Origin of the sequence: Aurantiacibacter spongiae, assembly GCF_003815535.1 — a bacterium.
GTDB classification, from domain to species: domain Bacteria; phylum Pseudomonadota; class Alphaproteobacteria; order Sphingomonadales; family Sphingomonadaceae; genus Alteraurantiacibacter; species Alteraurantiacibacter spongiae.
The window spans coordinates 1,493,113-1,517,907 of sequence record NZ_RPFZ01000001.1 but is presented as its reverse complement, the minus strand read 5'-3'; the positions used below and the strand labels follow the sequence as shown (position 1 = coordinate 1,517,907).

24 protein-coding genes are annotated in these 24,795 nt (G+C 65.7%); 14 read left to right on the top strand and 10 right to left on the bottom strand.

What is annotated here, in order from left to right:
* The first annotated feature begins 25 nt into the window (after positions 1-25).
* From thrS to EG799_RS07400, 3 genes are read left to right on the top strand one after another with little or no spacing between them, the layout of a single operon-like run.
* Positions 26-2,053 (top strand): threonine--tRNA ligase, encoded by a 2,028-nt coding sequence (gene thrS, locus EG799_RS07410; RefSeq protein ID WP_123879936.1) that lies wholly within the window; start codon positions 26-28, stop codon positions 2,051-2,053.
* Between the two features lie 53 nt (positions 2,054-2,106).
* The gene (locus tag EG799_RS07405; protein ID WP_123879934.1) at positions 2,107-2,850 is read left to right on the top strand and encodes a sulfite exporter TauE/SafE family protein; all 744 of its coding nucleotides are present in this window, start codon (positions 2,107-2,109) and stop codon (positions 2,848-2,850) included.
* A 10-nt stretch (positions 2,851-2,860) separates the two neighbouring features.
* Positions 2,861-3,598 (top strand): sulfite exporter TauE/SafE family protein, encoded by a 738-nt coding sequence (locus tag EG799_RS07400; RefSeq protein WP_123879932.1) that lies wholly within the window; start codon positions 2,861-2,863, stop codon positions 3,596-3,598.
* Here EG799_RS07400 and EG799_RS14275 read toward each other — a convergent pair.
* Genes EG799_RS14275 through EG799_RS07390 form a run of 3 tightly spaced genes read right to left on the bottom strand, consistent with a single transcriptional unit; the run spans position 3,595 to position 6,352 of the window.
* Positions 3,595-3,717 carry a hypothetical protein gene (locus tag EG799_RS14275; RefSeq protein ID WP_267900629.1) on the bottom strand — a complete coding sequence of 41 codons (123 nt, stop codon included), beginning with the start codon at positions 3,715-3,717 and terminating at the stop codon, positions 3,595-3,597. The genes EG799_RS07400 and EG799_RS14275 overlap by 4 nt on opposite strands.
* Positions 3,718-3,752: 35 nt before the next feature.
* Entirely contained in the window at positions 3,753-4,736 is a 984-nt protein-coding gene (locus tag EG799_RS07395; protein WP_123879930.1) for an agmatine deiminase family protein, read from the bottom strand.
* An 11-nt stretch (positions 4,737-4,747) separates the two neighbouring features.
* Positions 4,748-6,352 carry a M28 family metallopeptidase gene (locus tag EG799_RS07390; RefSeq protein ID WP_234029187.1) on the bottom strand — a complete coding sequence of 535 codons (1,605 nt, stop codon included), beginning with the start codon at positions 6,350-6,352 and terminating at the stop codon, positions 4,748-4,750.
* A gap of 162 nt (positions 6,353-6,514) precedes the next feature.
* Between EG799_RS07390 and glnE the strand changes: the two genes are divergently transcribed.
* The 3 genes from glnE (at position 6,515) to EG799_RS07375 (ending at position 10,735) form a co-directional block, all read left to right on the top strand.
* Complete coding sequence (glnE, locus tag EG799_RS07385) at positions 6,515-9,178, top strand: bifunctional [glutamate--ammonia ligase]-adenylyl-L-tyrosine phosphorylase/[glutamate--ammonia-ligase] adenylyltransferase (protein WP_123879926.1); 2,664 nt, start codon at positions 6,515-6,517, stop codon at positions 9,176-9,178.
* Entirely contained in the window at positions 9,175-9,651 is a 477-nt protein-coding gene (locus EG799_RS07380; RefSeq protein WP_123879924.1) for a peroxiredoxin, read from the top strand. Before glnE ends, EG799_RS07380 begins: the two co-directional genes overlap by 4 nt.
* 409 nt (positions 9,652-10,060) lie before the next feature.
* Positions 10,061-10,735, top strand: a complete 675-nt coding sequence (locus EG799_RS07375; protein ID WP_123879922.1) for a M23 family metallopeptidase — start codon at positions 10,061-10,063, stop codon at positions 10,733-10,735.
* Between the two features lie 38 nt (positions 10,736-10,773).
* Here the strand turns inward: EG799_RS07375 and galU are convergent, their stop codons facing one another.
* Entirely contained in the window at positions 10,774-11,649 is an 876-nt protein-coding gene (gene galU, locus EG799_RS07370) for a UTP--glucose-1-phosphate uridylyltransferase GalU (RefSeq protein ID WP_123879920.1), read from the bottom strand.
* Between the two features lie 122 nt (positions 11,650-11,771).
* Between galU and EG799_RS07365 the strand changes: the two genes are divergently transcribed.
* Positions 11,772-12,014: a hypothetical protein gene (locus tag EG799_RS07365; protein ID WP_123879918.1), complete on the top strand. Its 243-nt coding sequence runs from the start codon at positions 11,772-11,774 to the stop codon at positions 12,012-12,014.
* On the opposite strand, the gene EG799_RS07360 is transcribed toward EG799_RS07365, so the two are convergent.
* From EG799_RS07360 to EG799_RS07350, 3 genes are all read right to left on the bottom strand, one after another.
* Positions 12,008-12,307, bottom strand: coding sequence for a ribbon-helix-helix domain-containing protein (locus EG799_RS07360; RefSeq protein WP_123879916.1), 300 nt, complete (start codon positions 12,305-12,307; stop codon positions 12,008-12,010). The two genes, EG799_RS07365 and EG799_RS07360, sit on opposite strands and share 7 nt — an antisense overlap.
* A complete protein-coding gene (gene phbB, locus EG799_RS07355) occupies positions 12,285-13,007 on the bottom strand; it encodes an acetoacetyl-CoA reductase (RefSeq protein WP_123879914.1) in 723 nt (240 codons plus the stop codon). Before phbB ends, EG799_RS07360 begins: the two co-directional genes overlap by 23 nt.
* Before the next feature lie 113 nt (positions 13,008-13,120).
* Positions 13,121-13,912, bottom strand: coding sequence for a hypothetical protein (locus EG799_RS07350; protein ID WP_123879912.1), 792 nt, complete (start codon positions 13,910-13,912; stop codon positions 13,121-13,123).
* Positions 13,913-14,209: 297 nt separating this feature from the next.
* On the opposite strand from EG799_RS07350, the gene EG799_RS07345 reads away from it, so the two are divergent.
* The 5 genes from EG799_RS07345 (at position 14,210) to EG799_RS07325 (ending at position 20,379) form a co-directional block, all read left to right on the top strand.
* Positions 14,210-14,689 carry a DUF3576 domain-containing protein gene (locus tag EG799_RS07345; protein ID WP_123879910.1) on the top strand — a complete coding sequence of 160 codons (480 nt, stop codon included), beginning with the start codon at positions 14,210-14,212 and terminating at the stop codon, positions 14,687-14,689.
* A 21-nt stretch (positions 14,690-14,710) separates the two neighbouring features.
* Positions 14,711-17,230, top strand: coding sequence for a leucine--tRNA ligase (leuS, locus tag EG799_RS07340; RefSeq protein WP_123879908.1), 2,520 nt, complete (start codon positions 14,711-14,713; stop codon positions 17,228-17,230).
* A complete protein-coding gene (gene lptE, locus EG799_RS07335) occupies positions 17,227-17,733 on the top strand; it encodes an LPS assembly lipoprotein LptE (RefSeq protein WP_123879906.1) in 507 nt (168 codons plus the stop codon). Before leuS ends, lptE begins: the two co-directional genes overlap by 4 nt.
* A complete protein-coding gene (holA, locus tag EG799_RS07330) occupies positions 17,730-18,764 on the top strand; it encodes a DNA polymerase III subunit delta (RefSeq protein WP_123879904.1) in 1,035 nt (344 codons plus the stop codon). Before lptE ends, holA begins: the two co-directional genes overlap by 4 nt.
* A 142-nt stretch (positions 18,765-18,906) precedes the next feature.
* Complete coding sequence (locus EG799_RS07325) at positions 18,907-20,379, top strand: sugar transferase (protein WP_123879903.1); 1,473 nt, start codon at positions 18,907-18,909, stop codon at positions 20,377-20,379.
* Positions 20,380-20,403: 24 nt separating this feature from the next.
* Here the strand turns inward: EG799_RS07325 and fcl are convergent, their stop codons facing one another.
* From fcl to EG799_RS07310, 3 genes are all read right to left on the bottom strand, one after another.
* On the bottom strand, positions 20,404-21,342 hold the full coding sequence (gene fcl, locus EG799_RS07320; RefSeq protein WP_123879901.1) for a GDP-L-fucose synthase: 939 nt from the start codon (positions 21,340-21,342) through the stop codon (positions 20,404-20,406).
* On the bottom strand, positions 21,342-22,415 hold the full coding sequence (gmd, locus tag EG799_RS07315; RefSeq protein ID WP_123879899.1) for a GDP-mannose 4,6-dehydratase: 1,074 nt from the start codon (positions 22,413-22,415) through the stop codon (positions 21,342-21,344). The genes fcl and gmd overlap by 1 nt, the downstream gene beginning before the upstream one ends.
* Positions 22,416-22,565: 150 nt before the next feature.
* Positions 22,566-23,561 carry an adenosine kinase gene (locus tag EG799_RS07310; protein WP_123879897.1) on the bottom strand — a complete coding sequence of 332 codons (996 nt, stop codon included), beginning with the start codon at positions 23,559-23,561 and terminating at the stop codon, positions 22,566-22,568.
* A 97-nt stretch (positions 23,562-23,658) separates the two neighbouring features.
* On the opposite strand from EG799_RS07310, the gene EG799_RS07305 reads away from it, so the two are divergent.
* Complete coding sequence (locus EG799_RS07305; protein WP_123879895.1) at positions 23,659-24,366, top strand: EI24 domain-containing protein; 708 nt, start codon at positions 23,659-23,661, stop codon at positions 24,364-24,366.
* A 1-nt stretch (position 24,367) separates the two neighbouring features.
* On the top strand, positions 24,368-24,790 hold the full coding sequence (locus EG799_RS07300) for a hypothetical protein (RefSeq protein ID WP_123879893.1): 423 nt from the start codon (positions 24,368-24,370) through the stop codon (positions 24,788-24,790).
* Positions 24,791-24,795 lie beyond the last annotated feature (5 nt).

Sequence of the window (24,795 nt, the reverse complement as noted above, 5' to 3'; positions counted from 1 at the left end):
CGAATTGCCCATTACCTGCTGCGCCATGACCGAACTCGTCCAGATCAGCCTTCCCGACGGAACGAAGCGCGCCATGGAGCCCGGCTCCACCCCGGCAGACGTCGCCGCCGCCATCGGTCCGGGTCTTGCCAAGGCCGCGCTCGCCGCGCGCGTGAATGGCGAGGTGCGCGACCTCAACCGCCCGTTCGAGGGCGATGCCGATCTCGCCCTCATCACCGCGAAGGACGAGGCCGACGCGCTCGAACTGGTGCGCCACGATTACGCGCACGTGCTGGCGGAGGCGGTGCAGGCGCTGTGGCCGGGCACGCAGATCACCTTCGGTCCCGCTACGGATGACGGCTTCTACTACGACGTGAAGGCGCCGGAAGACCGCGCCCCGTTCAGCATGGACGACCTGCCCGCCATCGAGGAGAAGATGCGCGAGATCATCAAGGCCGACAAGCCGCTGATCCGCGAGGTCTGGTCGCGCGAAAGGCTGATCGAGAAATGGCGTGCCGAGGGCGAGACGTTCAAGGCCGAATGGGCCGCCGATCTGCCGGAGGACGAGGATCTGACCGTCTATCACTCCGGCAGGCCGGGAGAGAAGGACAGCTGGCTCGACATGTGCCGCGGCCCTCACCTGCCGAGCACCGGCAGGCTCGATCCGCAGGCCTTCAAGCTGATGCGGGTGGCGGGCGCCTACTGGCGGGGCGATCAGAAGAACGCGCAGCTGACGCGCATCTACGGCACCGGCTGGCTCAACAAGAAGCAGCTGAACGCGCATCTTACGCGCCTGGAGGAGGCGGCCAAGCGCGATCACCGCAAGCTGGGCCGCGAGATGGACCTGTTCCATTTGCAGGAAGAGGCGCACGGCAGCGTCTTCTGGCACCCCAAGGGCTATCGCATCTGGCGCGAGCTCGAAGCCTATATGCGGCGCAAGATGGATGGCGGTGGCTATCGCGAGATCAAGACGCCGCAGATGATGGACATCCGCCAGTGGGAACAATCGGGCCACTGGGGCAAGTATGCGCAGAACATGTTCGCTGTCCCCGATATCGTGCCCGACGTGGACGAGAATGGCGCGGGCGCCACTCCGAAGGTCGCGCCCGACGCCGACTGGATGGCGATAAAGCCGATGAACTGCCCGGCGCATGTGCTCGTCTTCAAACAGGGCATCACGTCCTATCGCGACCTGCCGGTCCGGCTGGGCGAGATGGGCTGTTGCCACCGCAACGAACCGCACGGCGCGCTTCACGGGCTGATGCGGGTGCGCCAGTTCACGCAGGACGACGCACATATCTTCTGCACCGAAAGCCAGGTGGTCGAAGAGGTCCGCAAGTTCTGCGAGTTGGCCGACAGCGTCTATCGCGATTTCGGCTTCACCTATCACGTCAAGCTCGCCACCCGCCCCGAACAGCGCTTCGGCAGCGATGCGGACTGGGACAAGGCCGAGCAGGAACTGCGCGATGCCGTGGCCGAGGCGGGCATGGATAACGACGAATACGGATGGGAGGAACTGCCCGGCGAAGGCGCGTTCTACGCGCCCAAGCTGGAATGGCACCTGACCGACGCCATCGGCCGCACCTGGCAGGTCGGCACGATCCAGGGCGACCGCGTCCTGCCCGACAGGCTAGATGCGACCTATGTCGGGGAGGATGGCGAGAAGCACCGCCCGGTGATGCTGCACCGGGCGATCTTCGGCAGCTACGAACGCTTCATCGGCATCCTGATAGAGCACTATGCCGGTCGCCTGCCCGCCTGGCTGGCGCCGGTGCAGGCGGTGGTGGCGACGATCGTGTCCGACGCGGATGGCTACGCGAACGAAGTCACGGCGAAGCTGGCGGCAGCCGGCATCCGGTCCGAAAGCGACCTTCGCAACGAGAAGATCAATTACAAGGTCCGCGAACACAGCCTCGCCAAGGTGCCGCACATGCTGGTGGTCGGCAAAAGGGAAGCGGAGGAAGGCACCGTAGCCCTGCGCACGCTGGGCGAGAAGGAGCAGCGCGTCCTGCCGCTCGATGACGCGGTCGCGCTGCTGGGCGGGGAAGCCACCCCGCCGGACCTGCGCGGCTAGAACGGCCGACGGCAGCAATCCGTCCGCCCGGCCCGATATCGACTAGTGCCTGAATGGACCTGACCGGCGAATTCGCCGCGATCCAGATCGCATTCGCCCTCCTCGCCGCGCTGGGCAGCGCCTTCGTGCGCGGATTGACCGGGTTCGGCATGGCGATCCTGCTGGTGCCGGTGCTGGCGCTGGTGCTGACGCCGGTGGAGGCGGTGCTTGTCGCCAACGTCCTGTCGCTGCTGATCGGCCTGTCGGAAATACGGCGGCTCGTCCGCAATGCGGAGCGATCGGCGCGGACGATCATCGCGCTCGTCGTGCTGGCGACGCCCGCGGGTCTGTTGGCGCTCAGTCTCACCAGCCCGCAACTGGCCCGCCTGCTGATCGCCGCCATCGCCCTGGCCGCATTTCTCGCGGTACTGCTGCCGCGGCGCGCCACCGCCGCGCCAGGTCATCTGACGACGGGCGGGGTGGGCATCGCGAGCGGTCTGCTGACCGGCTATGCCGGAATGCCCGGGCCGCCCGTCATTCCCTATTACGTCGGCCGCGACATGCCCCGCGAAACGGCGAAGGCGTCGATGATGCTCATCTTCACCGCCGCGTCGGCGACCGGTCTGGTTTCGGGCACGGCGATGGGCCTGCTGACAGGGCATACGGCCGTGCTCGGACTGCTGCTGTTCCCCGCGGTTCTCGCGGGCAACTGGCTGGGCAATCGTGTCTCCGGCAGGGTCGGGGACCGAACGTGGCGCATCTTCGTCGGTGTGACGCTCGCGGGCGCGGCGCTGGCCGCCCTGGTGAAGCTGGTCTAGCGCACCGGTCATGTTCGGCTTTCCGGCAGAAGCAGTCTTCGTCGCCGCGCTCGCCGCGCTCGCCGCGGGCTTCGTGCGCGGGCTGGCGGGGTTCGGCCTTTCGGTCGTGCTCGTTCCCGTGTTGCAGCTTGCCATCGATCCGCGCCGCGCGGTGCTGATCGGACTGGTCTCGCTGTTCCTCATCGGCCTGACCGATGTCGGCCGCATCCGCCGGGATGCGGAGCGCTCCGCCGTGCCCATGGCCTCGCTCGCGCTGCTGGCGACGCCCCTCGGTCTGTGGGGGCTGACAACCCTGCCGGCAGACTGGGCCCGCCTGCTGATCGCGCTGGTGTCGCTCGGCGCCTTCGTGCTGGTGGTCGTGCCGCTTGGCCGGGTCGCCGTTCCGCGCCTGCCGGCCACCGCGATGTCTGGCATGTTGACCGGTTTCTTCGGCGGATTTGCCGGTATGCCGGGGCCGGGGATGGCCCCGTTCTACCTGCGCGGCCGGCTCGAACCGAAGGCGGCGCGCGCCAGCATGATGGCGATTTTCCTGGTGGTGACGCCCCTGTCCGCGCTCCTGTTCGTCGCTACCGGCACCGGCGGCTGGCGCGACGCGGCGCTGGCCGGCGCGCTATTTCCCGCGGTGCTCCTTGGCGACCTGCTGGGCCACCGGGCGTTCGGGCGCGTGACCCGCACACAGTGGCAGACGGCGGTCGCCATTGTGCTGGGCGTGGCGGCCCTGGGCGCGCTGGGAAAGCTGCTCGCCTAGAAAGGCAGCGCCTGCCCGGCGGCGATGAGAGTGGCCGCACAGGCGGAAACGATGGCCACGCGCGCATATTCGAGGCCATTGGCCGACAGGGAGCGGGTCAGGGCGAGGGCGCGGGTCATCCCACCCCTATCGCGCCACAATTGCTAAGAAAGTGTTAAGCCGGCCCCTTCGGCACATGGCAACTCGCGCAATGGAAGCTACCCCCGCCGGTCAGAACCGCGTCGGCGCGAAGGCCAATGGCGGCACGCCCGGGAAACAGGTCGCCAATGGTCGCCACCGCCTCATCATCATGCGCGCTGCCATAGGTGGGCACCACGACCAAGTCGTTGGTCACGGCGAAATTCATGTAGCTCGCCGGCTCGACCTCGTCGCCTTCGCCCATCCAGCCCGGCGAAGGCACGTCGCGCACCGTCAGTCCGAAAGCCTGTGCGCGGGCACGGGCATCGTCATAGACGGCCCGGTTCGGATCGTCGCTCGCGGTCGCCCGCGGCACCGCCAGAACCCCTTCGGAAACGAACCTCGCAAGATTGTCGACATGGCCATCGGTATGATCGCCTGCGAGTCCGTTGCCCAGCCACAGGATGCGCCCGAATCCGAGATCGCGTTCGAGCCGCGCGCCGATCTCCTCCTTCGACAGCGACGGATTGCGATTGGGATTGAGCAGGCATTGTCCGGTCGTGACGGCAAGGCCGGTGCCGTCCGTCTCGATCGCGCCGCCCTCCAGGATCCAGTCCGCCTTTGGATGATCGAGGCCCGCGGATGCGGCGAGCGCGGCCCCCGTGTCCCGATCGCCCTCCATCACGAACTTCTCGCCCCAGCCGTTGAAACCGAACCGCTGCGCCAGGCAGCCGCTACCAGTCAGGACCGTGACCGGACCGGTATCGCGCAACCAGATGTCGCCGTAGGGATGCCGTTCGAACGACACCGCGCCGGACACGAGATCGCGCGCACGCATCTCGGTCGCGGCATCGCGCACGACCAGACGGACGGACTGCCCGGTTTCGGCGACCGCGTTGGCGAAGGCGGCAATCTGTTCCTGCGCAGGGACGAGATTGTCCTCCCACAGGTCCGCATGGGCGGGAAAGCCGATCCAGATCCAGTCCTGCTCCGCCCATTCGGCGGGCATGCGTCTCGTCATCGACCGCGCGCTCAGCAGCCCGCGCCGGCGGCGCAGCTTTCGTCTCGCACGTGGCGGAATTCGTCGTTCGGATACCAGTTGGGCCAGTCCGTCGAATCGCCCAGTTCGCGCTCGAGGCGATAATACAGCGCCAGATCCTGCATCACCCCGCTCCAGTCCCAGTCGGGATCGTACTCGTCGTCCGGCCCGTGATAGGCGTTTTCGGTGTAGGCATCGGCGAACGCCTTGCCCGCTTCGCGCCCGCCCTCGAGCAAATCCTGCCCCGGATCGAGATAGAACATCGGCACGCCCCGCTTGGCGAGGCTGAAATGGTCGGATCGGTAGTAATACCCGGCCTGCGGACTAGGATCGGGTGTCTGCGTGCGGCCCACCTGTTCCAGCGCGGTGGCGAGATAGGCGTCCAGTTCGCTCTTGCCGCCACCGATGACGGTGATGTCGCGCGCCGGCCCCATCGGAAAGATCGCGTCGATATTTACCCCGCCCACGGTCTGCGACAACGGATAGATCGGGTTCGCGGCATAGTATTCGCTGCCCAGCAGCCCCGATTCCTCCGCCGTCACCGCCAGGAACAACTGGCTGCGATCGGTCGCCCCGGCGCGGGCCTGCGCTTCGGCGAGAGCGACCAGCGCGGCGGTGCCGGTCGCGTTGTCGATCGCGCCGTTGCAGATGTCGTCCCCCGCCTCGTTCGGCGTGCAGTGGCCCAGGTGATCCCAATGCGCCGTGGTCAGGACGTATTCGTCGGGGCGCGCGGTGCCGGGCAGCACGCCGATGACGTTCTTCGAGGCGAAGCGCCGGATCGCGTTGGCGAAACTGGTGCTCGCCGACACGTTCAGCGGGACGGGGCGAAAGTCGCTGCGCTTTGCCGCGGCTGACAGCGTATCGAGGTTTTGACCCGCCATGCGCATGATCGCCTGCGCCATGTCCATCTGCATCCAGCCGTTCATCATCGTCTGGTCGGACCCGCCGTTCGCCCGCTGCGCGTAGGCCTGCGGGCCGGACCAGCTCGATTCGACGACGTTCCAGCCATAGGCGGCGGGGAAGGTATCGTGAATGATGAGCGCGCCTGCCGCACCCTGCCGCGCGGCTTCCTCGAACTTGTAGGTCCAGCGCCCGTAATAGGTCATCGCCCGGCCGTTGAAGGGGCCGTCCAGCGTCTCGCTCTCGTAATCGGGATCGTTGACGAGAATGACGGCAATCTTGCCGTTCATGTCGACGCCCTTGTAATCGCTCCAGCCGCGTTCCGGCGCCTCGATGCCGTAACCCACGAACACCAGGTCGGCATTGTCGAGGGCGACGCGGTCTGTTTCGCGGTAGGTCACGCCGACCCAGTCGTCGCCATAGGCGAAGCTTTCGGTCTGCCCGTCGGCGGCACGAACCATGAGCGGGGCGAAATCCTCCCCGGTGATCTCGACCAGCGGGACGTCCTGGAACCAGCTGCCACCGTTCCCCGGCTGCAGCCCGGCAGCCTCGAAACGCTGCACCAGATACTCGAGCGTGCGCTCCTCCCCCGGCGTGCCCGGCTCGCGCCCCTCGAACGCGTCGGAGGACAGCGTGCGCGTGACCTCCTTCATCGTCGTTTCGGAAAGTTGCGGCGGCGGGCCGCTCATGTCCTGCATGGTGGTGCAGGCGGCCAGCGGCAGGAGCGCCAGGGAGGCGATTTTCTTGAGCATGCGGAAGCGTCCCTCGATCGGTTCGGTCGGCATCTCCCTGCCAAGTTGTGGAGCGCGTGTCGAGGGTGGCCCTTGCCGCGTCGCGCCCGCGCGGGCAGACGGGCGCACATGTCGGCTGACTGGCAATCGGCGCTCGAACGGGCGCGGGCGAATTCGCCTTTCCTGCGCCTCGCGCTCGGCCGCCGGCCGGACCTGGCCGAGCTGTTGGCGGAAGGAAAGGGCGAGGAAGCGCTGACCACCGCCCGCGCCGGGTTGGGCGAGGCGACCGATACGGGGACGGCCCTGCGCCAGCAGCGGCTGTCCCTCGCGCTCGTCCTGGGCGTTGGCGACCTGGCGGGCGCGTTCGACCTCGATCGCGTGATGACGGAACTGACGCGCTTCGCCGACCACGCGCTCGACGCCGCGATGCTCGCCAGCGTGCGGCGGCGTGTCGAGGATGCCGGAACCAGCGGCTTTCTCGCCATCGCCCTCGGCAAGCAGGGAGCGGGCGAGCTCAATTACAGCTCCGACATCGACCCCATCCTTCTCTACGATCCCGATACGCTGCCGCGGCGCGAACGCGACGAACCTGGCGGGGCGGCGCAGCGCTATGCGCGCCACCTGGTCGAACTGCTGTCGAAACATACGGGCGAGGGATATGTCCTGCGCGTCGATCTGCGCCTGCGCCCCGCGAGCGAGGTCAGCCCGCTCGCCATTCCGGTCCTCGGTGCGATCCAGCATTACGAAAGCAGCGCTCTCGCCTGGGAACGGGCGGCCTATATCCGGGCGCGGGCGGCCGCCGGGGACACCGCCGCCGGCGAACGCTTCCTCGAGGACATACGCCCGTTCGTCTGGCGTCGCAGCCTCGACTTCACCGCCATCGAGGAAATTCGCCGCCTGACGAAGCGCATCCGGCGCGCCTATGACGGCCCGCGCGAACCCGGCCCCGGCTTCGACGTGAAACGCGGACGCGGCGGCATTCGCGAAATCGAATTCTACGCGCAGACCAACCAGCTGATCTATGGCGGGCGCGACCCCGCCCTGCGCTGCCGGGGGACGCGCGACGCGCTCGACGCGCTGGCCGCGGCGGAGATAGTCTCTTCGCGGACAGCCCGGTTGCTGGGCGAAAGCTACGACCGGTTGCGGGTGATCGAGCATCGCCTGCAGATGGTGGACGACCGGCAGACGCACGCCATTCCCGAAAAGATAGAGGCGATCGACACCGTCGCACGGCTGCACGGTCTTGGCGACGGGGCGGCGCTGCTCGAGGAACTGCGCGCGATTACCGGTCCGGTCGCGGCGCTGTACGACGATCTGCTCGGCGATGATGCGCAAGAGAGTACGCGGCAGGTCCAGGTGCCCGAAGACTTCGCCGAGCGCTTCGCGACGCGGGTGGAAAGCTGGCGCGTCACGCTGCGCTCGCTGCGTTCGGTGGAGGCCCGCCGGGCATTCGACGATATCCGGCCGGATCTGCTGGAGGCGCTGGCGCAGGCTCCCGATCCCTACCACGCGCTTGCCCGGTGGGAGACGCTGCTGACCAGGTTGCCGAGCGCGATAAACCTGTTCCGCCTGTTCGAGCAGCGTCCCGGCCTGCTCGATCGCGTGCTCGCGATAATCACCCTTGCGCGGCCGCTCGCGGACGAACTGGCCCGCAGACCCGAGCTGCTCGACGCGCTGATCGACCCAGCGGCCAGCGAATTGCCGGAAAGCGTTCCGACGCTGGCCGGGCGCATGGCCCGAAGCGAAAGCGAAGATTACGAAATGCGGCTCGGGCGGATCCGCCAGGTGGTGGGCGAGGAGCGCTTCGCGCTGGGCGCGCAACTGATCGAGTGCCGCCACGATCCGCTCGCCATCGCGGAGGGTCTGTGCCGGGTCGCCGAAGCCGCGGTGCAAACCGGCGCGGAGGCAGCCACCGCCCAGTTCGTCGAGACGCACGGCTCGATACCGGAAAGCGAGCTGGCGATCCTCGGGCTGGGGCGGCTCGGCGGCGGAGCGCTGACCCATGCCTCCGACCTCGACATCATCTACCTCTTCGAGCGCGAGATAGGGATCGAATCTGATGGCCCCCGCCCCCTCTCGGCTACGCTCTATTACAACCGGCTCGCCAAACGCGTCAGTGCCGCCCTTAGCGTTCCGACCGCCGAAGGGGCGCTCTACGAGATCGACACGCGCCTGCGTCCGCAGGGCAAGCAGGGGCCGCTGGCGGTCAGCTTCGAATCCTTCGAACGCTATCAGCGCGAGGACGCCTGGACCTGGGAACACATGGCGCTGACCCGCGCGCGACCGATCTTCGGTTCGGCCTCAGCACGGCGCAGTCTCGAGAGGTCGATTGCGGCAGTGCTCGATCGGCAGCGCGACCCGGATCGCCTGAAGTCCGACGTGCTGGCGATGCGGCGCGACATGCTTTCCGCCAAGCCACCGCGCGGGCCGCTCGATGTGAAACTGATGCGCGGCGGCCTGATCGACAGCGAATTTCTCGTGCATTACCTGCAATTGCGCGAACGGATCGGGTTCGACCCAGCGATCGAAAAGGCGATCGCTGAACTGGCCGCGGCGGGGTTGCTGCCGCCCGGCTATGCGGAGCGCCATCTTGCGTTGATCCGGTACCTCGTCGCGGCGAGACTTTTCTCCCCCGATGGATCGGAACCGCCCGCCGAAACGCGCACCGTTCTGGCGCGCGCATGCGGGCACGCCAATTACGACGCGCTCTTGCAGGCGATCGCCGAGGCGCGGCAGTGTATTGCCGAGCAATGGGCCGAGCATTTCGGCGAAACCCTGGAGACCGACACATGATTACCCGTCCCGACCAGTCCGACGCGATTCCCGACGTGGCGATGCAAGGGCCGGGGGGCACAGAGATACGGCCTTCGGACTTTCGCGGACAAAAGCTCGCCCTGTTCTTCTATCCCAAGGACGATACGCCCGGCTGCACGACGGAGAACAAGGACTTTTCCGCGCTCAAGGATGATTTCGCCCGGGCCGATACGGCCCTGTTGGGGATCAGCAAGGATCCGCAGGCGAAGCACGAGAAGTTCGCAGCCAAGCACGATCTCGCGGTGCCCCTCGCGACGGATAGCGATGCGGGCGACGGTCTTGCCGAAGCGCTTGGCATCTGGGTCGAAAAGGCCATGTACGGGCGCAAGTACATGGGAATGGAGCGCACGACCTACCTGATCGACGCGAACGGCATCATCGCCCGCGTCTGGCGCAAGGTAAAGGTAAAGGGACACGCCGCCGACGTTCTCGCCGCTGCGCGCGACCTGTAAGTCCGGCGAATCACCTTGAAAGCGCTCGCGCCCGGGCAGGCGGCGCCGCGTTTTCGCGGGTTTTACGGTCATACCAACTCGGTTGAACGATCCGCGAAGTCATTTCGTCCGATGTTGCGCACCTCTGGTCAACAGCGTGGAATTTCAGTCAAAATTAACCGCTCAACCAGGCGGGAAGGGGCGTTTTCGCACGCGGTTGATCGCTTCAACGCATCGTCGCTGCAACTGGTCGTGGATGTCGGGAACCGCTGTTGCCTCGTTAACGAAGTCCAGCATAATCAGTGAATGCACGAGACGGGCGGGGGGTTCCGACCATCTCTTGAGAAAATATCGGGCATCGGCGGTGACACGTCTTTTGCCGGATCTGACGGGGGCGCTCCGGCGCCCGGCAAAAGACAAAAGGGATCGTATGCACGTCAAGATCACGACACTCGCGGCTGTTGCCGCCATCGCCGCCATCTCCGCACCGGCAACCGCGAAGGAAAACGCGCCGACCGGCGTTATCGATACCGGATCGGTCACGGCCAATCCCGCGGACGACAGCGCCGAATTCACCGAACTGTTCGCCAGTTGGGAAGACCTGGAAGAAGGCGGCCGCGTCACCAATACGGGTGAGATCATCGCCGCCCCGCGCGCCAGCCTCGCCATCCCGTCGCGCATGCCGGTGGACGGCGTGCAGCTGACCAGCGGCTACGGCATGCGCGATCACCCGATCCTGCGCCGCCGCGCTCGCCACAATGGCGTGGACCTTGCCGCCGCCAGCGGTACGCCGGTCTTCGCGACGGCCGATGGCATGGTCGGCAAGGCGCAGTATTTCGGTTCCTACGGCAATTACGTCCAGATCGAGCATGGCGGTGACATGGAAACGCGCTACGCGCACTTGTCCGGCTACACGGTCAGCGCCGGGCAGCACGTGAACAAGGGCGACCTGATTGGTTATATCGGCTCGACCGGTCGCTCCACCGGACCGCACCTGCATTATGAAGTCCGCGTCGACGGGGAGCCGGTCAATCCGATCCCCTACATGACCGCTCATCTCGATACGACCGACGACGCGTCTGCCGGACGCGGCGGTCCCGAATAAGCATCATCGCTTCAGAACCCGGTAACTCGGGTCGCCGCCTAATCGCGTAGCAGACGCTGCGCGATTTCGCGTATCTCGCTACCCATGTCCGCCCGTTCGAGAGCCAGCGCCAGCGTCGCTTCGACAAAGCCGGTCTTGCTGCCGCAATCGTAGCGATTGCCGGCGAACGTCACCGCATGGAACGGCTGGGTGCCGATCATTCGCGCCATCGCATCGGTCAGCTGGATTTCCCCGCCCGCGCCCTTGCCCTGCGTTTCCAGCGTTCGCATGACCTCCGGCTGGAGGATGTAGCGACCGGAGATGATCTTGTTCGACGGGGCTTCGTCGGCCGGCGGCTTTTCCACCAGCCCGCGAACCTCGGTCAGCGCGCCGTCCGCCTCGCCCGGATCGATCACCCCATAGCTCGAAACCTCGTCATGCGGGACTTCCAGCACCGAGATGAGGTTGCCGCCGACCGCCTCGTAAGCATCGACCATCTGTTTCATGCAACCCGGTTCGCCGACCATCAGCTCGTCGGGCAGCATGATCGCGAACGGTTCGTCACCGACGATGGCCCGCGCGCACCAGATCGCGTGGCCCAGCCCCAGCGGCACCTGCTGGCGCACGGTGATGATGTCGCCGGGCGTCGCCCGTGTCGGATCGAGCACGGCGAGATCCTTGCCCCGCTCCTCCATCGTCGTTTCGAGTTCGTAGGCGATGTCAAAATGCTCGACGATGGCGGTCTTCCCGCGCCCGGTGACGAAGATCATCTGTTCGATCCCCGCCTCCCGCGCCTCGTCAACCGCATACTGGATCAGCGGACGGTCGACGATCGGCAGCAATTCCTTGGGGATGGCCTTGGTCGCCGGAAGAAACCGGGTGCCCAGCCCCGCCACGGGGAAGACGGCCTTGCGGATGGGTTTTTGCGTGCTCATGCGCGCGGGTTTGGGTGTTCGGGCCGGCGCGGTCAACCATATCAATCAGTATGAATTCGTCACTCTACCAAAGAACCTTTGCGATAGCCGCGCGTTGAGTGGGCAAAGGAAAGGAGGCCATCATGGCTTTGCTAAGACTCGCCGCTCTCGGAGCGCTCGGCTATGCCGGATACAAGTATTACGAGAAAAACTACGCGTCGCAGAACGAGGCCTTCGCTAAGGGGCAGGCCGGTGGGCCAAACCGCCACCAGGTGCGCGATTCCGGTCCCGGCGCGATGGCAGACGAACCGAATCGCAAATGGACCGAAACGGACGAGGAACTGGACGAGACCTTCCCCGCCAGCGATCCGCCCGCCAATTACTGATCCTTCTCCGGCAGCGTCCGGCCCTCGCTTTCGGTGAGGCGGGACGCCAGCCATAAACGTATCGCGGTGGCGAGCCCCGGCGGGTTCGCCACCGCTATGCGTTCGGCATCGATCCGCGCGACCAGCGCGTTGAGGGGCAGGTCGGCGCGGTCGGCTTCGCGGCGCAGCAGATCCCAGAACAGCGGTTCGAGGCTGACCGAGGTCTTGTGCCCGGCGATCTCGATCGACCGCTTGACCGGCGGATGATAGATCTCGTCCACCGGCCGCCCGTCAGTACATGTGCTGTCCGCCATTGATCGACAGGGTGGAGCCGGTGATGAAGGCGCCGTCCTCCGACGCGAGGAAGCGCACACCCCGCGCGATTTCCTCGGCCCGTCCAAGCCGGCCGACCGGGATCTGCGCGACGATCTTCTCCAGGACCGTATCCGGCACCGCCGCGACCATGTCGGTATCGATGTAGCCGGGCGCGATGGCATTCACGGTGATGCCGTAGCGCGCGCCTTCCTGCGCCAGCGCCTTGGTGAAGCCGTGAATGCCGCTCTTGGCGGCGGCGTAATTGACCTGGCCGTACTGCCCCGCCTGCCCATTGATCGAGCCGATATTGACGATCCGGCCCCATTTCTGGGATTTCATGTGGTCGAAGCAGGCCTTGGCCATGTTGAAGCACCCCCCGAGATTGACGCGCATCACGTCGTCCCAGTCCTCCTGGCTCATCTTGGCCAGCGTGCCGTCGCGGGTGATGCCGGCATTGTTGACCAGCACGTCGATCGGGCCGACCTCGTCCGCGATCTTCTGGCAACCGGCCTGGGCATCCTCGAAGCTGCCCACGTCGAACTTGTAGGCGGCGATCCCCGTTTCGTCGGTAAAGGCGCGCGCCTTCTCCTCGTTGCCGGCGTAATTCGCGACGACGGTGAAACCCTCTTCGCGAAGGGATTCGCAGATGGCGCGACCGATGCCGCGCGTGCCGCCCGTAACGACTGCTACTCGTGCCATGAAACTCTCCCGGAATGTTCTGCTGTCGATTTGACAATGTTTAAGCGGGCCAGACGGTCCCGCAAAGAAAAACCCCGCCGAAGCGGGGTTCGTCTTGCAATCGCACCGGACAATCAGAAGCGGAACTGCGTTCCGATATAGACCGCCTGACTGTCCTGCTGCTCCAGATCGGGGAGGGGAGCGATATCGCGATCCTGCTCGTACCGCACGCCGGCGGTGATATCAAGGTTGCGCGTCAGGCGATAGCTGCCGTTGACGTCGAGCATCTGGTCGGCGAGCGCTTCCTCGCGCGGCGGGGTGATGCGGGCGCGGGTCGGACTGCGTCCTTCCTCCAGCGCAACACGGGCGGCAAAGCGGCTCGGTTCCTCGCGCACACCGGCCCGGGGCGTGAATTCGGACAGGTCGGGAATGTTCGCGTTCGCCAGCGAACCGGGAATCCGGGACGCAGCGGGAGCGACAGGTTCGGGCGCCTGCGCGAAGCTGCCATAGCCGCGAGCGAGGCCGAGATTGTAGCGGACCGGCGCAACGCGAAGCGCGGTGGTGGCCGACGCATCGGCACGCGTCTGCCCGGGAAGCGCGGAACGCGCCGCGGCGATGGACTGCGCGGTCTGCCGGTCCACCCGTACGGCTACCGTGACGGAGCGGTTCGGACCCGAGGTTACCGCGCCCGCAGGCGTGAAGCGCATCATCCGCGCCGATCCGTCGCCCTTGCTCGCGACCAATGCGGCGAGTCGCGGATCGGCGGAGGCGGGGGTGAAGGAAACCAGGTTCGTGGCCGCGACGGCGATCGTGTCGCCGGCAACCTGGCCCACGGCAGACCCGGCGCTGGGCAGGGCGAGTGCGACAAGCGCGGCGGACATGCCGAGCGCCGCCTTGGCAGCCAGTCCCTTGCGCGTGAAAGCCATGATCCTTCGATCTCCCCTGTCCCATGGACTCCTGATGAACGGCCGGGTTCCCGGTCCGCGCGAATCCATGAACTGTTCCGGACGATAGGCGGTTCGAAGACGGTTTTCCACATGAGTCGGGCCGTCGCTCCGGTGTTTTTCGCGACTGTTGCCTTCAACCCACAGGCGCGGCTCCGATTCAGCGGCGGTTCACCGGTCGTGCGGGCATCTCGCGGCCCACGTTCGCTTCGCCTTGCCGCGCCGCCCAGCGCGGCTATAGAGGCGCGACGCAGCATTCACGTTAATTGCAGGACCGCCATGGCCATCTTTCTCGCTTCCGACTTCGCCCGCACCGCCCCCCGCCTTCGCCGGGCCGCCTCCACGCTGGCGCTGGTTGCGGCGGCGGCTGGCCTGTCCGCGTGCGGCGGCGGCAGCGACGAAAGGCTGCGTACCGATCTCGCGGCGGCGCAGACCACCCAGATCGGCGTGAATTCGTATCTCTGGCGGGCCAGCCTGGAAACGCTGTCCTTCATGCCGCTGTTGCAGGCCGACAGCGCCGGCGGCGTCCTGGTGACGGACTGGTATTCCCAACCCCAGCAGCCGAACGAGCGGGTCAAGGTGTCGGTCTACATCCTCGACGCCGATCTGCGCGCCGATGCGCTGCGCGTCGCCGCCAGCCGGCAGGTGAACCAGAACGGCACCTGGGTGGATGCGCCGGTGCAGGCCGCCACCGTGCAGCGGCTGGAAGACATCATTCTCACCAAGGCGCGCGACCTCAGGCGTTCCGCCGTCGGCTGATCCGCGCTAGGCGCGCCCGTCATGAGTGACCATCGATTCGATCCGTCCGTCGCCGACGGGCGCTGGCAACGCGCGTGGGACGAGGCGCGCCTGTTCGAGGCGGACAGCCAGTCCGACAAGCCCAAGAGCTATGTGCTGGAGATGTTCCCCTATCCCAGCGGGCGCATCCATATCGGGCATGTCCGCAACTACACCATGGGCGACGTGCTGGCCCGTTATCGGCGGATGCGAGGGTTCGAGGTGCTGCACCCGATGGGTTGGGACGCCTTCGGCATGCCCGCGGAAAACGCGGCGATGGAAAAGGGCGTCCACCCGTCGGGCTGGACCTACGACAACATCGCCACGATGAAAGGGCAGCTTAGACAACTGGGCTTCGCGCTCGACTGGAGCCGCGAATTCGCTACCTGCGATCCGGACTATTACGGCCACGAGCAGGCGCTGTTCATCGACCTTTACGAGGCGGGCCTGGTCTATCGCCGGCAGGCGCAGGTCAACTGGGATCCGGTCGACATGACCGTGCTCGCCAACGAACAGGTAATCGACGGCAGGGGCTGGCGCTCCGGCGCCGAGGTGGAAAAGCGCAGCCTCGATCAGTGGTTCCTGAAGATCACCGATTTCGCGGATGATCTGCTGACCGGACTGGGCGACCTCGACGGCTGGCCGCAGAAGGTGCGGCTGATGCAGGAAAACTGGATCGGCAAGTCGCAGGGACTGGAATTCTCGTTCGGTCTTTCGGACGGGGGCACGCTACCTGTCTACACGACGCGGCCGGACACGATCTTCGGGGCAAGCTTCGTCGCGGTGGCGGCCGATCATCCGGTGGCGCACAAGGTCGCCGAAGATAGCGCGGCGGCACGCGACTTCATCGCGCTGTGCAGGAAGGGCGGGACCAAGGCGGCCGATCTCGACACGGCGGAAAAACTGGGCTTCGATACAAGTCTGACCGCCGCGCATCCCTTCACCGGAGATCCGCTGCCGGTCTATATCGCCAATTTCGTGCTGATGGATTACGGCACCGGCGCGATCATGGCGGTGCCGGGCCACGATCAGCGCGACTACGAGTTCGCCAGCAAGTACGGCCTTCCAATCCCCCGCGTGGTCGCCCCGAGCGAGGCGGAAGCGGCCAGGCCCTTCGCTGGCGAAGCCGAGGCGGGCGACGGCGTGATCGTTAACTCGCGTTTCCTCGACGGGATGGATGTGGAAGCGGCCAAGGCAGCGGTCATCGCCAGGGCCGAAGCGGAAGGCTGGGGAAAGGGTACCACGGTCTGGCGGTTGCGCGACTGGGGCGTCTCGCGCCAGCGTTACTGGGGTACGCCCATACCCTTCCTTCACTGCGAGGACTGCGGCGTGGTGCCGGTCCCGAAGGATCACTTGCCGGTGAAGCTTCCGGAGGATGTCGACTTCTCCGTTCCCGGCAACCCGCTCGAACGCCATCCCACCTGGAAGCGGGCGACCTGCCCGAACTGCGGCGGTCCGGCGCGGCGGGAAACCGACACGCTCGATACCTTCGTCAACTCCTCCTGGTATTTCCTGCGCTTTGCGAGCCAGCCGGCCAACCGGCCCTTCGACGCGGACGAGGTCGCCAAATGGATGCCTGTCGACCAGTATATCGGCGGCATCGAGCACGCGATCCTGCACCTGCTCTACGCCCGCTTCTGGACCCGCGCCCTGGCGAGCATCGGCAAGCTGGAGGTGAAGGAACCCTTCGCCAGCCTGTTCACGCAGGGCATGGTGACGCACGAGACCTATTCGCGGCGCGAGGGCGAACGCACCGTCTATTACGCTCCGTCCGAAATCAGCCGCGAAGCGGAGCGCGCCACGCTTATCGCGGATGGCGGCGAGGTCGAGATCGGCCGCGTCGTCAAGATGTCCAAGTCGAAGAAGAACGTCGTCGATCCCGAGGATATTATCCGCGACTACGGCGCCGACGCCGTGCGCTGGTTCATGCTGTCCGATTCCCCGCCCGAGCGCGATCTCCCCTGGTCCGAGGCGGGGATCGAGGGCTGCGCCCGCTTCGTCCAGCGCCTGTGGCGACTGTTCGGTCAGTACGATGCCGACGCAGGGGGAGAGGACACCGCGCTCGCCAGGCTTGCCGCCCGCACCGTGGTTTCGGTGGGCGAGGATATCGAGGCGCTCGCCTTCAACAAGGCCGTCGCCAGGATCTACGAACTGACGGGAGCCGTGGAAAAAGCGGGTCCGTCCGCGACCCGCAGCGACGCGATCCGCACCCTTGCGATACTCATCGGCCCGATGATGCCGCACCTCGCCGAATCCGGCTGGGAACTGGTCGGCGGCACGGGCCTCGCCGCGCAGCAGGCATGGCCAGCGGTGGACGAGAACCTGCTGGTCGAGAACGAGGTCACCATCGCGGTGCAGCACAAGGGCAAGCTGCGCGACACGCTGACCGCGCCGACCGACGCCTCGAGAGAGGAGCTCGAGACGCTTGCGCTCGCCAGCGAGAAGGTCCAGCGTTCGATCGCCGGCGCCGACATTCGCAAGGTCATCGTCGTGCCCGGGAGGCTGGTGAACATCGTCACATGAAGCGCCTTGCCGCCCTCGCTCTGACCCTCGCCGTCCCATTCCTGACCCTCGCCGCCTGCGGTCTCGAACCAGTCTATGGCGACGGCGGAAACGGCTTCGTCGCGCGCAATCTGGCCGCGGTGGAGGTTCCGGCGATACCGGGCCGGGAGGGCTGGCTAGTCCGCAACGCGCTGACCGACCGGTTGGGCCAGCGCGGCGCATCGGCCCCCTCGCGCTACCGTCTCGACGTCTCCCTCGACGAACAGCTCGAGGGGCTGGGGCTGCTCACCGACGAGACTATCGGCCGAGAGCGCCTGACGCTGCGCGCGCGCTATCAGCTGGTCGATATTGCCAGCGGCAGGGTGGTGCTCGACGCCACTGCAGGTTCCGACGCGGGTATCGACGTGGTGGATTCCGAATTCGCCACAATCGCGGCAGAGCAGACGGCGGTGGAGAACCTGGCTCAGGAACTGGCCGACCAGATCACCGTTCGCGTGGCCCGCACGCTGCGCGATCTGCGATGAAGGCGACGCGGCGCGACTATGCCGCGGTAGTAGGTCGTGCCGGGGCGAAGTGCCGCCTGTTCTTTTTCTGCGGTCCGGACGAAGCGGGCGCCTCCGCCGCGGCTGCCAGGACCATCGCCGGGTTCGCCGATCCGGGCGAACGGGTGGATCTGTCTGGTCAGGAGTTGAAGGGCGATCCCGCACGACTGCTGGACGAAGCGCGCTCGACCTCGCTGTTCGGCGACAGCCGGCACGTATATGTCCGGGTCAATGGCGAGGAAGCCCACGATGCCATCCGCACATATGCCGAAATGGCCGATAGCGGCGAAGCCGCGAACGCCTGGCCCGTCGTCATCGTCGCCACTTCGGCGACCGACAAGTCGCGCAGTGCGAAGCTGCTTCTGAAACGCGACGACGCACTGGTGGCCGTGTTTTATCCCCCCGAGCCAGGCGAAGTCACGGCGCAAGTGCGAAGCATGGCCGACGCAGCCGGTCTGCGACTGAGCGGCGGCCTGGCCGAACGTATCGCCCGCGCAGCAAGCCTCGACGTGCGACTGGCTCGTTCGGAGGTGGAGAAGCTTGCCCTCTACCTCGACGCCTCGCCTCATTCTCCAAGGCTGGCCGACGGCGAGGCGCTCGACGCAATCGGCGCGAAGACGGAAGAAGATGGTATCATGCCTCTCGTCGACGCGGCCCTCGGCGGAAAGACGGGGCAGCTGACGACGCAACTGGCGCGAATGCGCGAAGTTTCGCTCAATCCTGTCGGGGTCGCGCTCGCTCTGGAACGGCGGGTCGCGCAACTGGCGGGCCTGGCGGCGCGGTTTGGCCCGGGCGACGAGATGACAGCATTTCTTGCGCGCGAACGCGTGTTCTTTCGCGATCGCGACGAGATCGGAAATCAGTTGCATCGATGGAGCGGCGCGAAGCTGGAACGGCTCGTTCCGCGCCTGACCGATCTGCATCGCTCCCTGCTGACGAACAGCCAGTCGGCCGAACTGCTGCTGGCCCGGGAATTGACGCTGATTGCGCGGTATGCGGCATCACGCCGCTAGCCATTTCGATCAGCTGATACGCCAAGCCGTCCGCCCGCGGAGACCAGCGGTTTGCTGCATTGCACAAACGGGGTCGTATTTCCCTGAAAACTCAGCTAAGGGATATTGCGTATAAATTCGGCATGACTGGTTGAGGTCGGAAATGGACGATCTGGTACAATCCAGAGACGGTTCTCCGAGCGAGGCCGACAACGCGCTGATCTATCCGCTTGCCCGGGCGGGGGAAAGACCGGAGCGGCGTATCCCCCGCGCCCCGGAAGCCGGCCTGGCCCGTTCGCTGGAGCGGCGCAGGTTGCAGGCATACATCGGTATGCTGATCGTGGACATGCTGGTTCTGAACGCGTCCTTCGCCGGCTGCGCCCTGATCTATCTCGGGGGGACCGGCAGCGCCGCCGCGGTGCAGGACGGTCTGCTTCCGGGCCACCTGCTGCTTCCGATCTACCTGACGATCGCCCTGTTCAACGGAAGCTATTCGCGCTCGTGTCTCGTCGACTGGGTCTGCGCTTCGAAAAAGGCGATCCTCGCCCTCGTCGTTTCCGGCTTCGTGCTGAACTTCCTCGCGTTCTTTGCCAAGATGAACGAGCAATTCTCACGCCTTATATTCCTGGTCGCGTTCGTCACCACGGGCGTGTTGTTCGTGGTCTTCCGCATCGCACTGGCCCGGTTCCTGATCTCGCGATGGGGGCCGACGGCGGTCAACACGCTGGTCATCGGCGCGGGCGGCCCCCCTTTCCGGCTTTACCATGCCTATCACGTGGACGCGCACGAGCATGCTCTCAGACCCGATGTCGGCGATCCCGTAGCGCTGGACAGGCTCGCCAAATACCTGCGCAACATGGATCGCGTTATCGTGAGCTGTCCGAGCGAAACGCGCCATGCCTGGGCGGAAGTGCTCAAGGGATCAGGCATACAGGGCGAGATCGTCGACCGCCTCACCTACGAAATCGGGGCGCTGGGGGTCGAACATCATGACGGCGCGGGAATGTCCTCCCTGCGTGTCTCGATCGGTCATCTGGGCATGCGCGCCCGGGGCACGAAACGGCTGTTCGACCTAGGGTTGACGATCCCCGCGCTCATAGTTCTGTCCCCTCTGCTGGCCTTGTGCGCCGTCCTTATCAAGCTGGAGGATGGCGGGCCCATCCTGTTTCGGCAGCGTCGGATGGGGCGGGGCAACCGCTTCTTCGACATCTACAAGTTTCGTTCCATGCGCGAAGCGGACGAGGATGGCGAACGCTCGGCATCCCGGGACGATGAACGGATTACCCGGATCGGGCGCTTCATGCGCCGCACCAGCATCGACGAACTCCCCCAGCTCATCAACGTCCTGCTGGGCGATATGAGCCTTGTCGGCCCCCGTCCGCACGCCTTGGGTTCACAGGCGGGATCGAAACTGTTCTGGCAGGTGGACCGCAAATACTGGCAACGCCACAGCCTGCGTCCGGGCATCACCGGCCTCGCCCAGGTTCGCGGCTTGAGGGGAGCCACGGACACGGAACGCGACCTGTCCGAGCGTCTGGGTGCCGATCTGGAATATCTGCGCCAGTGGAGCATATGGCAGGATATTCTCATCCTGTTCGCCACCGTACGCGTCCTTGTTCATGACCGGGCTTTCTGACGCGGGACAACGCCGGTAGTCCGATCAGCGCTTGCCTTCTCCGGCCAGGAAGGCGCGGTAGGCATCCGCGATTCCTTCGCGCAGACCGATCGTCGGCTGCCAGCCCATCTCCGCCATAAGCTGCCCGCTCATCAGTTTGCGCGGCGTGCCGTCTGGCCTGGTCGGATCGGTCACGATCTCGCCTTCGAAGCCGACCACCTCGCACACGATACGGGCCAGGTCGATGATGGGCAGATCCCTGCCCGAACCCAGGTTGACATGGCCTTCTTCCGAGTAGTTCCGAAGCAGGAAGACGCAGCCATCGGCAAGGTCGTCGACGTGCAGGAACTCGCGTCGAGGGGTGCCAGTGCCCCAGATCTCGACTGTCTCGGCCTTCGCTTCCTTCGCTTCGTGAGCCTTGCGAATGAGCGCGGGCAGGACATGGCTGCCGGCCAGATCGAAATTGTCTCCCGGACCATAGAGATTGGTCGGCATCGCGCTGATGAAGTCGCAGCCATATTCGCGCCGGTAAGCCTGGCACAGCTTGATACCGGCGATCTTCGCAATGGCGTACCATTCGTTTGTCGGCTCCAGCGGACCGGTCAACAGGGCGTCTTCCTCGATCGGTTGCGCAGCGTGCTTGGGATAGATGCAGGAAGATCCGAGGAAGAGCAGCTTTTCCGCCGCATTCTGCCGGGCCGCCTCGATCAGGTTCGCCTCGATCATGAGGTTGTCGTAAAGGAACTGAGCCGGGTAACTGTCATTGGCGAGGATTCCGCCCACCTTGGCCGCAGCGACGATCACCGCGTCGGGCCGGTTGTCCGCGAACCAGGCACGCACGGCAGCCTGTTCGCGCAGGTCGGTCGTCCGGTCCGCGACGAGGATCGTGCAGTTTTCCCGTTCGAGCCTGCGCACCAATGCGGAGCCGACCATTCCCTTGTGGCCCGCGACATAGATGCGCTTTTGCGAAAGGTCGTAAGCCATCAGTCGCCGCCCGCGATCGGCTCGTCCTGCATGATCTTCATGTCCGCCTCGACCATTTCGCGCGCGAGATCGCGTACCGGTGTTTCGTGCATCCAGCCCAGCTTTTCCCGGGCCTTCTTCGGATCACCGATCAGCAGGTCCACCTCCGTAGGGCGGAAGTAACGCGGATCGACTTCCACCAGCACCCTGCCATCGTCCTTCGCGTAGGCCTTTTCGTCGAGGCCTTCGCCGCGGAATACGACGGGGATGCCGGCATCCTCGAACGCCCACTGGACGAAGTCGCGAACATGCGTCGTCTGACCTGTAGCGAGCACGTAATCGTCGGGAACGTCCTGCTGCATCATCATCCACATGCCGCGCACATATTCACGCGCATGCCCCCAGTCGCGCTGCGCATCCAGATTGCCGAGATACAGCCTTTCCTGCCGGCCGAGAGCGATGGCGGCGGCGGCGCGGGTGATCTTGCGTGTGACGAAGGTTTCGCCGCGCAAGGGGCTTTCGTGGTTGAACAGGATGCCATTGGAGGCGTGCATCCCGTAGGCCTCCCGGTAATTGACCGTGATCCAGTAGGCGTAGAGCTTGGCCGCGGCATAGGGGCTTCGCGGATAGAAGGGCGTGGTCTCGCTCTGCGGGACTTCCTGAACCAGCCCGTACAATTCCGATGTCGAAGCCTGATAGAAGCGGGTCGAATTTTCCAGACCGCAGATGCGAATGGCCTCCAGCAGCCGCAGCGTACCGATGGCATCCGCGTTCGCCGTGTATTCGGGCGTTTCGAAACTGACCGCCACGTGACTCTGAGCGGCGAGATTGTAGATCTCGTCGGGCTTTACCTCCTGCACGATGCGGATGAGGTTGGTCGAATCCGTCAGGTCGCCATAATGCAGGTGGAATCGCTGATTATCGACATGCGGATCCTGGTAGATGTCCTCGATCCGTCCGGTGTTGAAGCTCGACGAACGCCGCTTCACGCCGTGCACCTCGTATCCCTTTCCGAGGAGAAGATGTGCCAGATAGGCGCCGTCCTGCCCGGTAACGCCCGTCACCAGCGCCCGCTTGCCGCTCTCGCTCGTCATAATCGTCCTTTCGTGTTGTCGCCGGAACAGGAGGTCGCTCCGTCCACAAACGCCGCATCATTTCGTTCGCCGGATGTCCCTCGCGATTTTTCCCCGCAGGGAAAGACATAGCGACGAAAGAAACCGGCGCAGCCTCGATTTCCGGATCGGTCAGTCTACCTTATCCGCGATCAACGCCTTGAGGTCGGCTTCGGGCCTCGCACCGTAATGACTGATGATCTCTGCCGCCGCGACAGCCCCGCGCTTGAGACAGCTTTCTAGCGGCTCACCCCTGACATGGCCGGACAGGAAGCCAGCCGCGAAAAGGTCGCCCGCGCCGGTCGTGTCCACGACCTTGCCAACCGGTTCCGCTGCCACTTCGGCCCGGTCCGACCCGGCAACGGCGACGGCGCCTTTGGCCCCGCGCGTCGCCACCAGAACAGGCAGCTTATCGGTCAGCGAAGCGACGCCGTCCTCAAAATCGTCCTTGCCGGTCAGCGTCGCCAGTTCGCTTTCGTTGACGAACAATATGTCGATCAGGCCATCGTCGATAAGCGCCCGGAAATCATCGCCGTGACGGTCGATCACGAAGCTTTCCGAAGCGGTGAAGGCCACCTTTCGCCCGGCCCCGCGCGCGACCTCGATCGCACGGCGCATGGCGCTGCGCGGTTCTTCGGGATCCCACAGATAGCCTTCGAGATAGAGGATAGCCGCATCGGCAATCGCCTTTTCGTCGAGCGCTTCGGCAGGCAGGAACTGGCTGGCGCCGAGAAAAGTGTTCATCGTCCGTTCCCCATCGGGCGTGACGAAGATCAGGCAACGCGCGGTCGGTGGTTCCCCCTCGCGTGCCGGAGTCGTGAAATCGATTCCGGCGGCCCGGATATCGTGGCTGAACACATCGCCCAGTTGGTCCGTCGCGACCTGGCCGATGAAATGGCATTTCAGGCCCAACGCCGCGCAGCCGGCGAGCGTATTCGCCGCCGATCCGCCGGAAATCTCCTTCGCCGGGCCCATCGCCGCATAGAGGTCACGCGCGCCGTCCGTATCGATGAGCGACATGCCACCTCTCGCAAGGCCAAGCCGTTCGATGTCGGCATCCTCGCAGGGGGCCATGACATCCACGATGGCGTTGCCGATAGCGATGACGTCGTAGCGGGGTTCGGTCATTAAGGATCCTCGAGGGCTGGGGATTCGTCGGGAATTGCGGTCCGCCTCGCGCGGGCGGCGTTGACTTGGCGCAAAGGGCGCGCAATCGCAACCGGCGATGGGATCGCTCGCGACTTCGCTTGCACTTGGGCTCGGCCAGATGTTCGATGGCGCGGTGCTGCGTATCGTGCTGAAAAGCCTTGTTGTCACCATCGTGATCTTCGTGATCGTCATCACCCTGGCCTGGTTCGCCATCGACCGCTTGCTGGAGGCAGGCGGAGTGGGCGAAATCCTGTTCGCCGGGGCCGGGGGCCTGCGCGGGGTGCTGGCTCTCGTCCTCGCGGCGATCGGACTCTGGCTGACCTGGCGCGTCGTCGCGATGGCGGTGATGCAGTTCTTCGCGGACGAAGTCGTTATGGCAATCGAGCGCAAACATTATCCCGCCGAAGCGACGATGGCGCGCGAACCTTCTTTCGCAGAGCAGCTGGGAAACGGTATAGGTTCTGCCCTTCGTGCCCTGACGATCAACCTGATCGCTGCACCGTTCGCGCTGTTGCTTCTGTTCACGGGGATCGGCACGGCCGCCCTGTTCTGGCTGGTCAACGCGGTCGTACTTGGCCGCGAACTGCAGGACATGGTCTGGCTTCGCCATCGTCGTAGGGATGGAAGCACGGCTCCTCTCGGACTCGGACAGCGCTTCGGCCTGGGCGGTGTTACTGCCGCCCTGCTTGCCGTTCCCGTCGTCAATCTGCTTGCACCCGTGCTGGGTGCGGCTTGCGCCACCCACCTGGTGCATCGGACCAATCGCAAGGCGAGACTTACCTGACATGCGCTTTCTTCCCGCCATCGTCCTCACGGCGCTTGTTGCCGCCTGCGTTCCTTCGCCGCAACAGGCCCCCGCGCCCCCCGAACGCCCTCGCGAAACCGTGCAGATCCCTCCTACTGCCCCGCCGCCGCGCCCGCGCACCGGTTTTCGCCCACCGCAGATCAACGACGTGCCCGGCCTGTCAGCCATCGTCCGGCAGAACGCCGCTACGCTTCGACGCCGTTTCGGTCCACCACGGCTGACCGTGACGGAAGGCGACATGCGCAAGCTGCAGTTTTCCGGGCAGGCCTGCGTGCTCGACGTCTATCTCTACCCGTTATCGCAAGGTGCGGAGCCGGTTGCGACCTGGGTCGAGGCGAGACGGGCGAGCGACGGCGCGGCGGTGGATCGCGCAGCCTGCGCACAGGCGCTGGCGCAGCGTTAGGTCCG

What these genes read in the sequence shown, in the direction of transcription:
- EG799_RS07380 (WP_123879924.1), top strand. Translation starts at nt 9,175, where the DNA reads ATGATTACCCGTCCCGACCAGTCCGACGCGATTCCCGACGTGGCGATG.
- EG799_RS07350 (WP_123879912.1), bottom strand. Translation starts at nt 13,912, where the DNA reads ATGGCTTTCACGCGCAAGGGACTGGCTGCCAAGGCGGCGCTCGGCATG.
- gmd (WP_123879899.1), bottom strand. Translation starts at nt 22,415, where the DNA reads ATGACGAGCGAGAGCGGCAAGCGGGCGCTGGTGACGGGCGTTACCGGG.
- EG799_RS07365 (WP_123879918.1), top strand. Translation starts at nt 11,772, where the DNA reads ATGGCTTTGCTAAGACTCGCCGCTCTCGGAGCGCTCGGCTATGCCGGA.
- EG799_RS07310 (WP_123879897.1), bottom strand. Translation starts at nt 23,561, where the DNA reads ATGACCGAACCCCGCTACGACGTCATCGCTATCGGCAACGCCATCGTG.
- EG799_RS07390 (WP_234029187.1), bottom strand. Translation starts at nt 6,352, where the DNA reads ATGCAGGACATGAGCGGCCCGCCGCCGCAACTTTCCGAAACGACGATG.
- galU (WP_123879920.1), bottom strand. Translation starts at nt 11,649, where the DNA reads ATGAGCACGCAAAAACCCATCCGCAAGGCCGTCTTCCCCGTGGCGGGG.
- fcl (WP_123879901.1), bottom strand. Translation starts at nt 21,342, where the DNA reads ATGGCTTACGACCTTTCGCAAAAGCGCATCTATGTCGCGGGCCACAAG.
- holA (WP_123879904.1), top strand. Translation starts at nt 17,730, where the DNA reads ATGAAGGCGACGCGGCGCGACTATGCCGCGGTAGTAGGTCGTGCCGGG.
- EG799_RS07400 (WP_123879932.1), top strand. Translation starts at nt 2,861, where the DNA reads ATGTTCGGCTTTCCGGCAGAAGCAGTCTTCGTCGCCGCGCTCGCCGCG.
- EG799_RS14275 (WP_267900629.1), bottom strand. Translation starts at nt 3,717, where the DNA reads ATGACCCGCGCCCTCGCCCTGACCCGCTCCCTGTCGGCCAATGGCCTC.
- EG799_RS07305 (WP_123879895.1), top strand. Translation starts at nt 23,659, where the DNA reads ATGGGATCGCTCGCGACTTCGCTTGCACTTGGGCTCGGCCAGATGTTC.
- EG799_RS07375 (WP_123879922.1), top strand. Translation starts at nt 10,061, where the DNA reads ATGCACGTCAAGATCACGACACTCGCGGCTGTTGCCGCCATCGCCGCC.
- leuS (WP_123879908.1), top strand. Translation starts at nt 14,711, where the DNA reads ATGAGTGACCATCGATTCGATCCGTCCGTCGCCGACGGGCGCTGGCAA.
- phbB (WP_123879914.1), bottom strand. Translation starts at nt 13,007, where the DNA reads ATGGCACGAGTAGCAGTCGTTACGGGCGGCACGCGCGGCATCGGTCGC.
- thrS (WP_123879936.1), top strand. Translation starts at nt 26, where the DNA reads ATGACCGAACTCGTCCAGATCAGCCTTCCCGACGGAACGAAGCGCGCC.
- EG799_RS07325 (WP_123879903.1), top strand. Translation starts at nt 18,907, where the DNA reads ATGGACGATCTGGTACAATCCAGAGACGGTTCTCCGAGCGAGGCCGAC.
- glnE (WP_123879926.1), top strand. Translation starts at nt 6,515, where the DNA reads ATGTCGGCTGACTGGCAATCGGCGCTCGAACGGGCGCGGGCGAATTCG.
- EG799_RS07395 (WP_123879930.1), bottom strand. Translation starts at nt 4,736, where the DNA reads ATGACGAGACGCATGCCCGCCGAATGGGCGGAGCAGGACTGGATCTGG.
- EG799_RS07405 (WP_123879934.1), top strand. Translation starts at nt 2,107, where the DNA reads ATGGACCTGACCGGCGAATTCGCCGCGATCCAGATCGCATTCGCCCTC.
- lptE (WP_123879906.1), top strand. Translation starts at nt 17,227, where the DNA reads ATGAAGCGCCTTGCCGCCCTCGCTCTGACCCTCGCCGTCCCATTCCTG.
- EG799_RS07300 (WP_123879893.1), top strand. Translation starts at nt 24,368, where the DNA reads ATGCGCTTTCTTCCCGCCATCGTCCTCACGGCGCTTGTTGCCGCCTGC.
- EG799_RS07345 (WP_123879910.1), top strand. Translation starts at nt 14,210, where the DNA reads ATGGCCATCTTTCTCGCTTCCGACTTCGCCCGCACCGCCCCCCGCCTT.
- EG799_RS07360 (WP_123879916.1), bottom strand. Translation starts at nt 12,307, where the DNA reads ATGGCGGACAGCACATGTACTGACGGGCGGCCGGTGGACGAGATCTAT.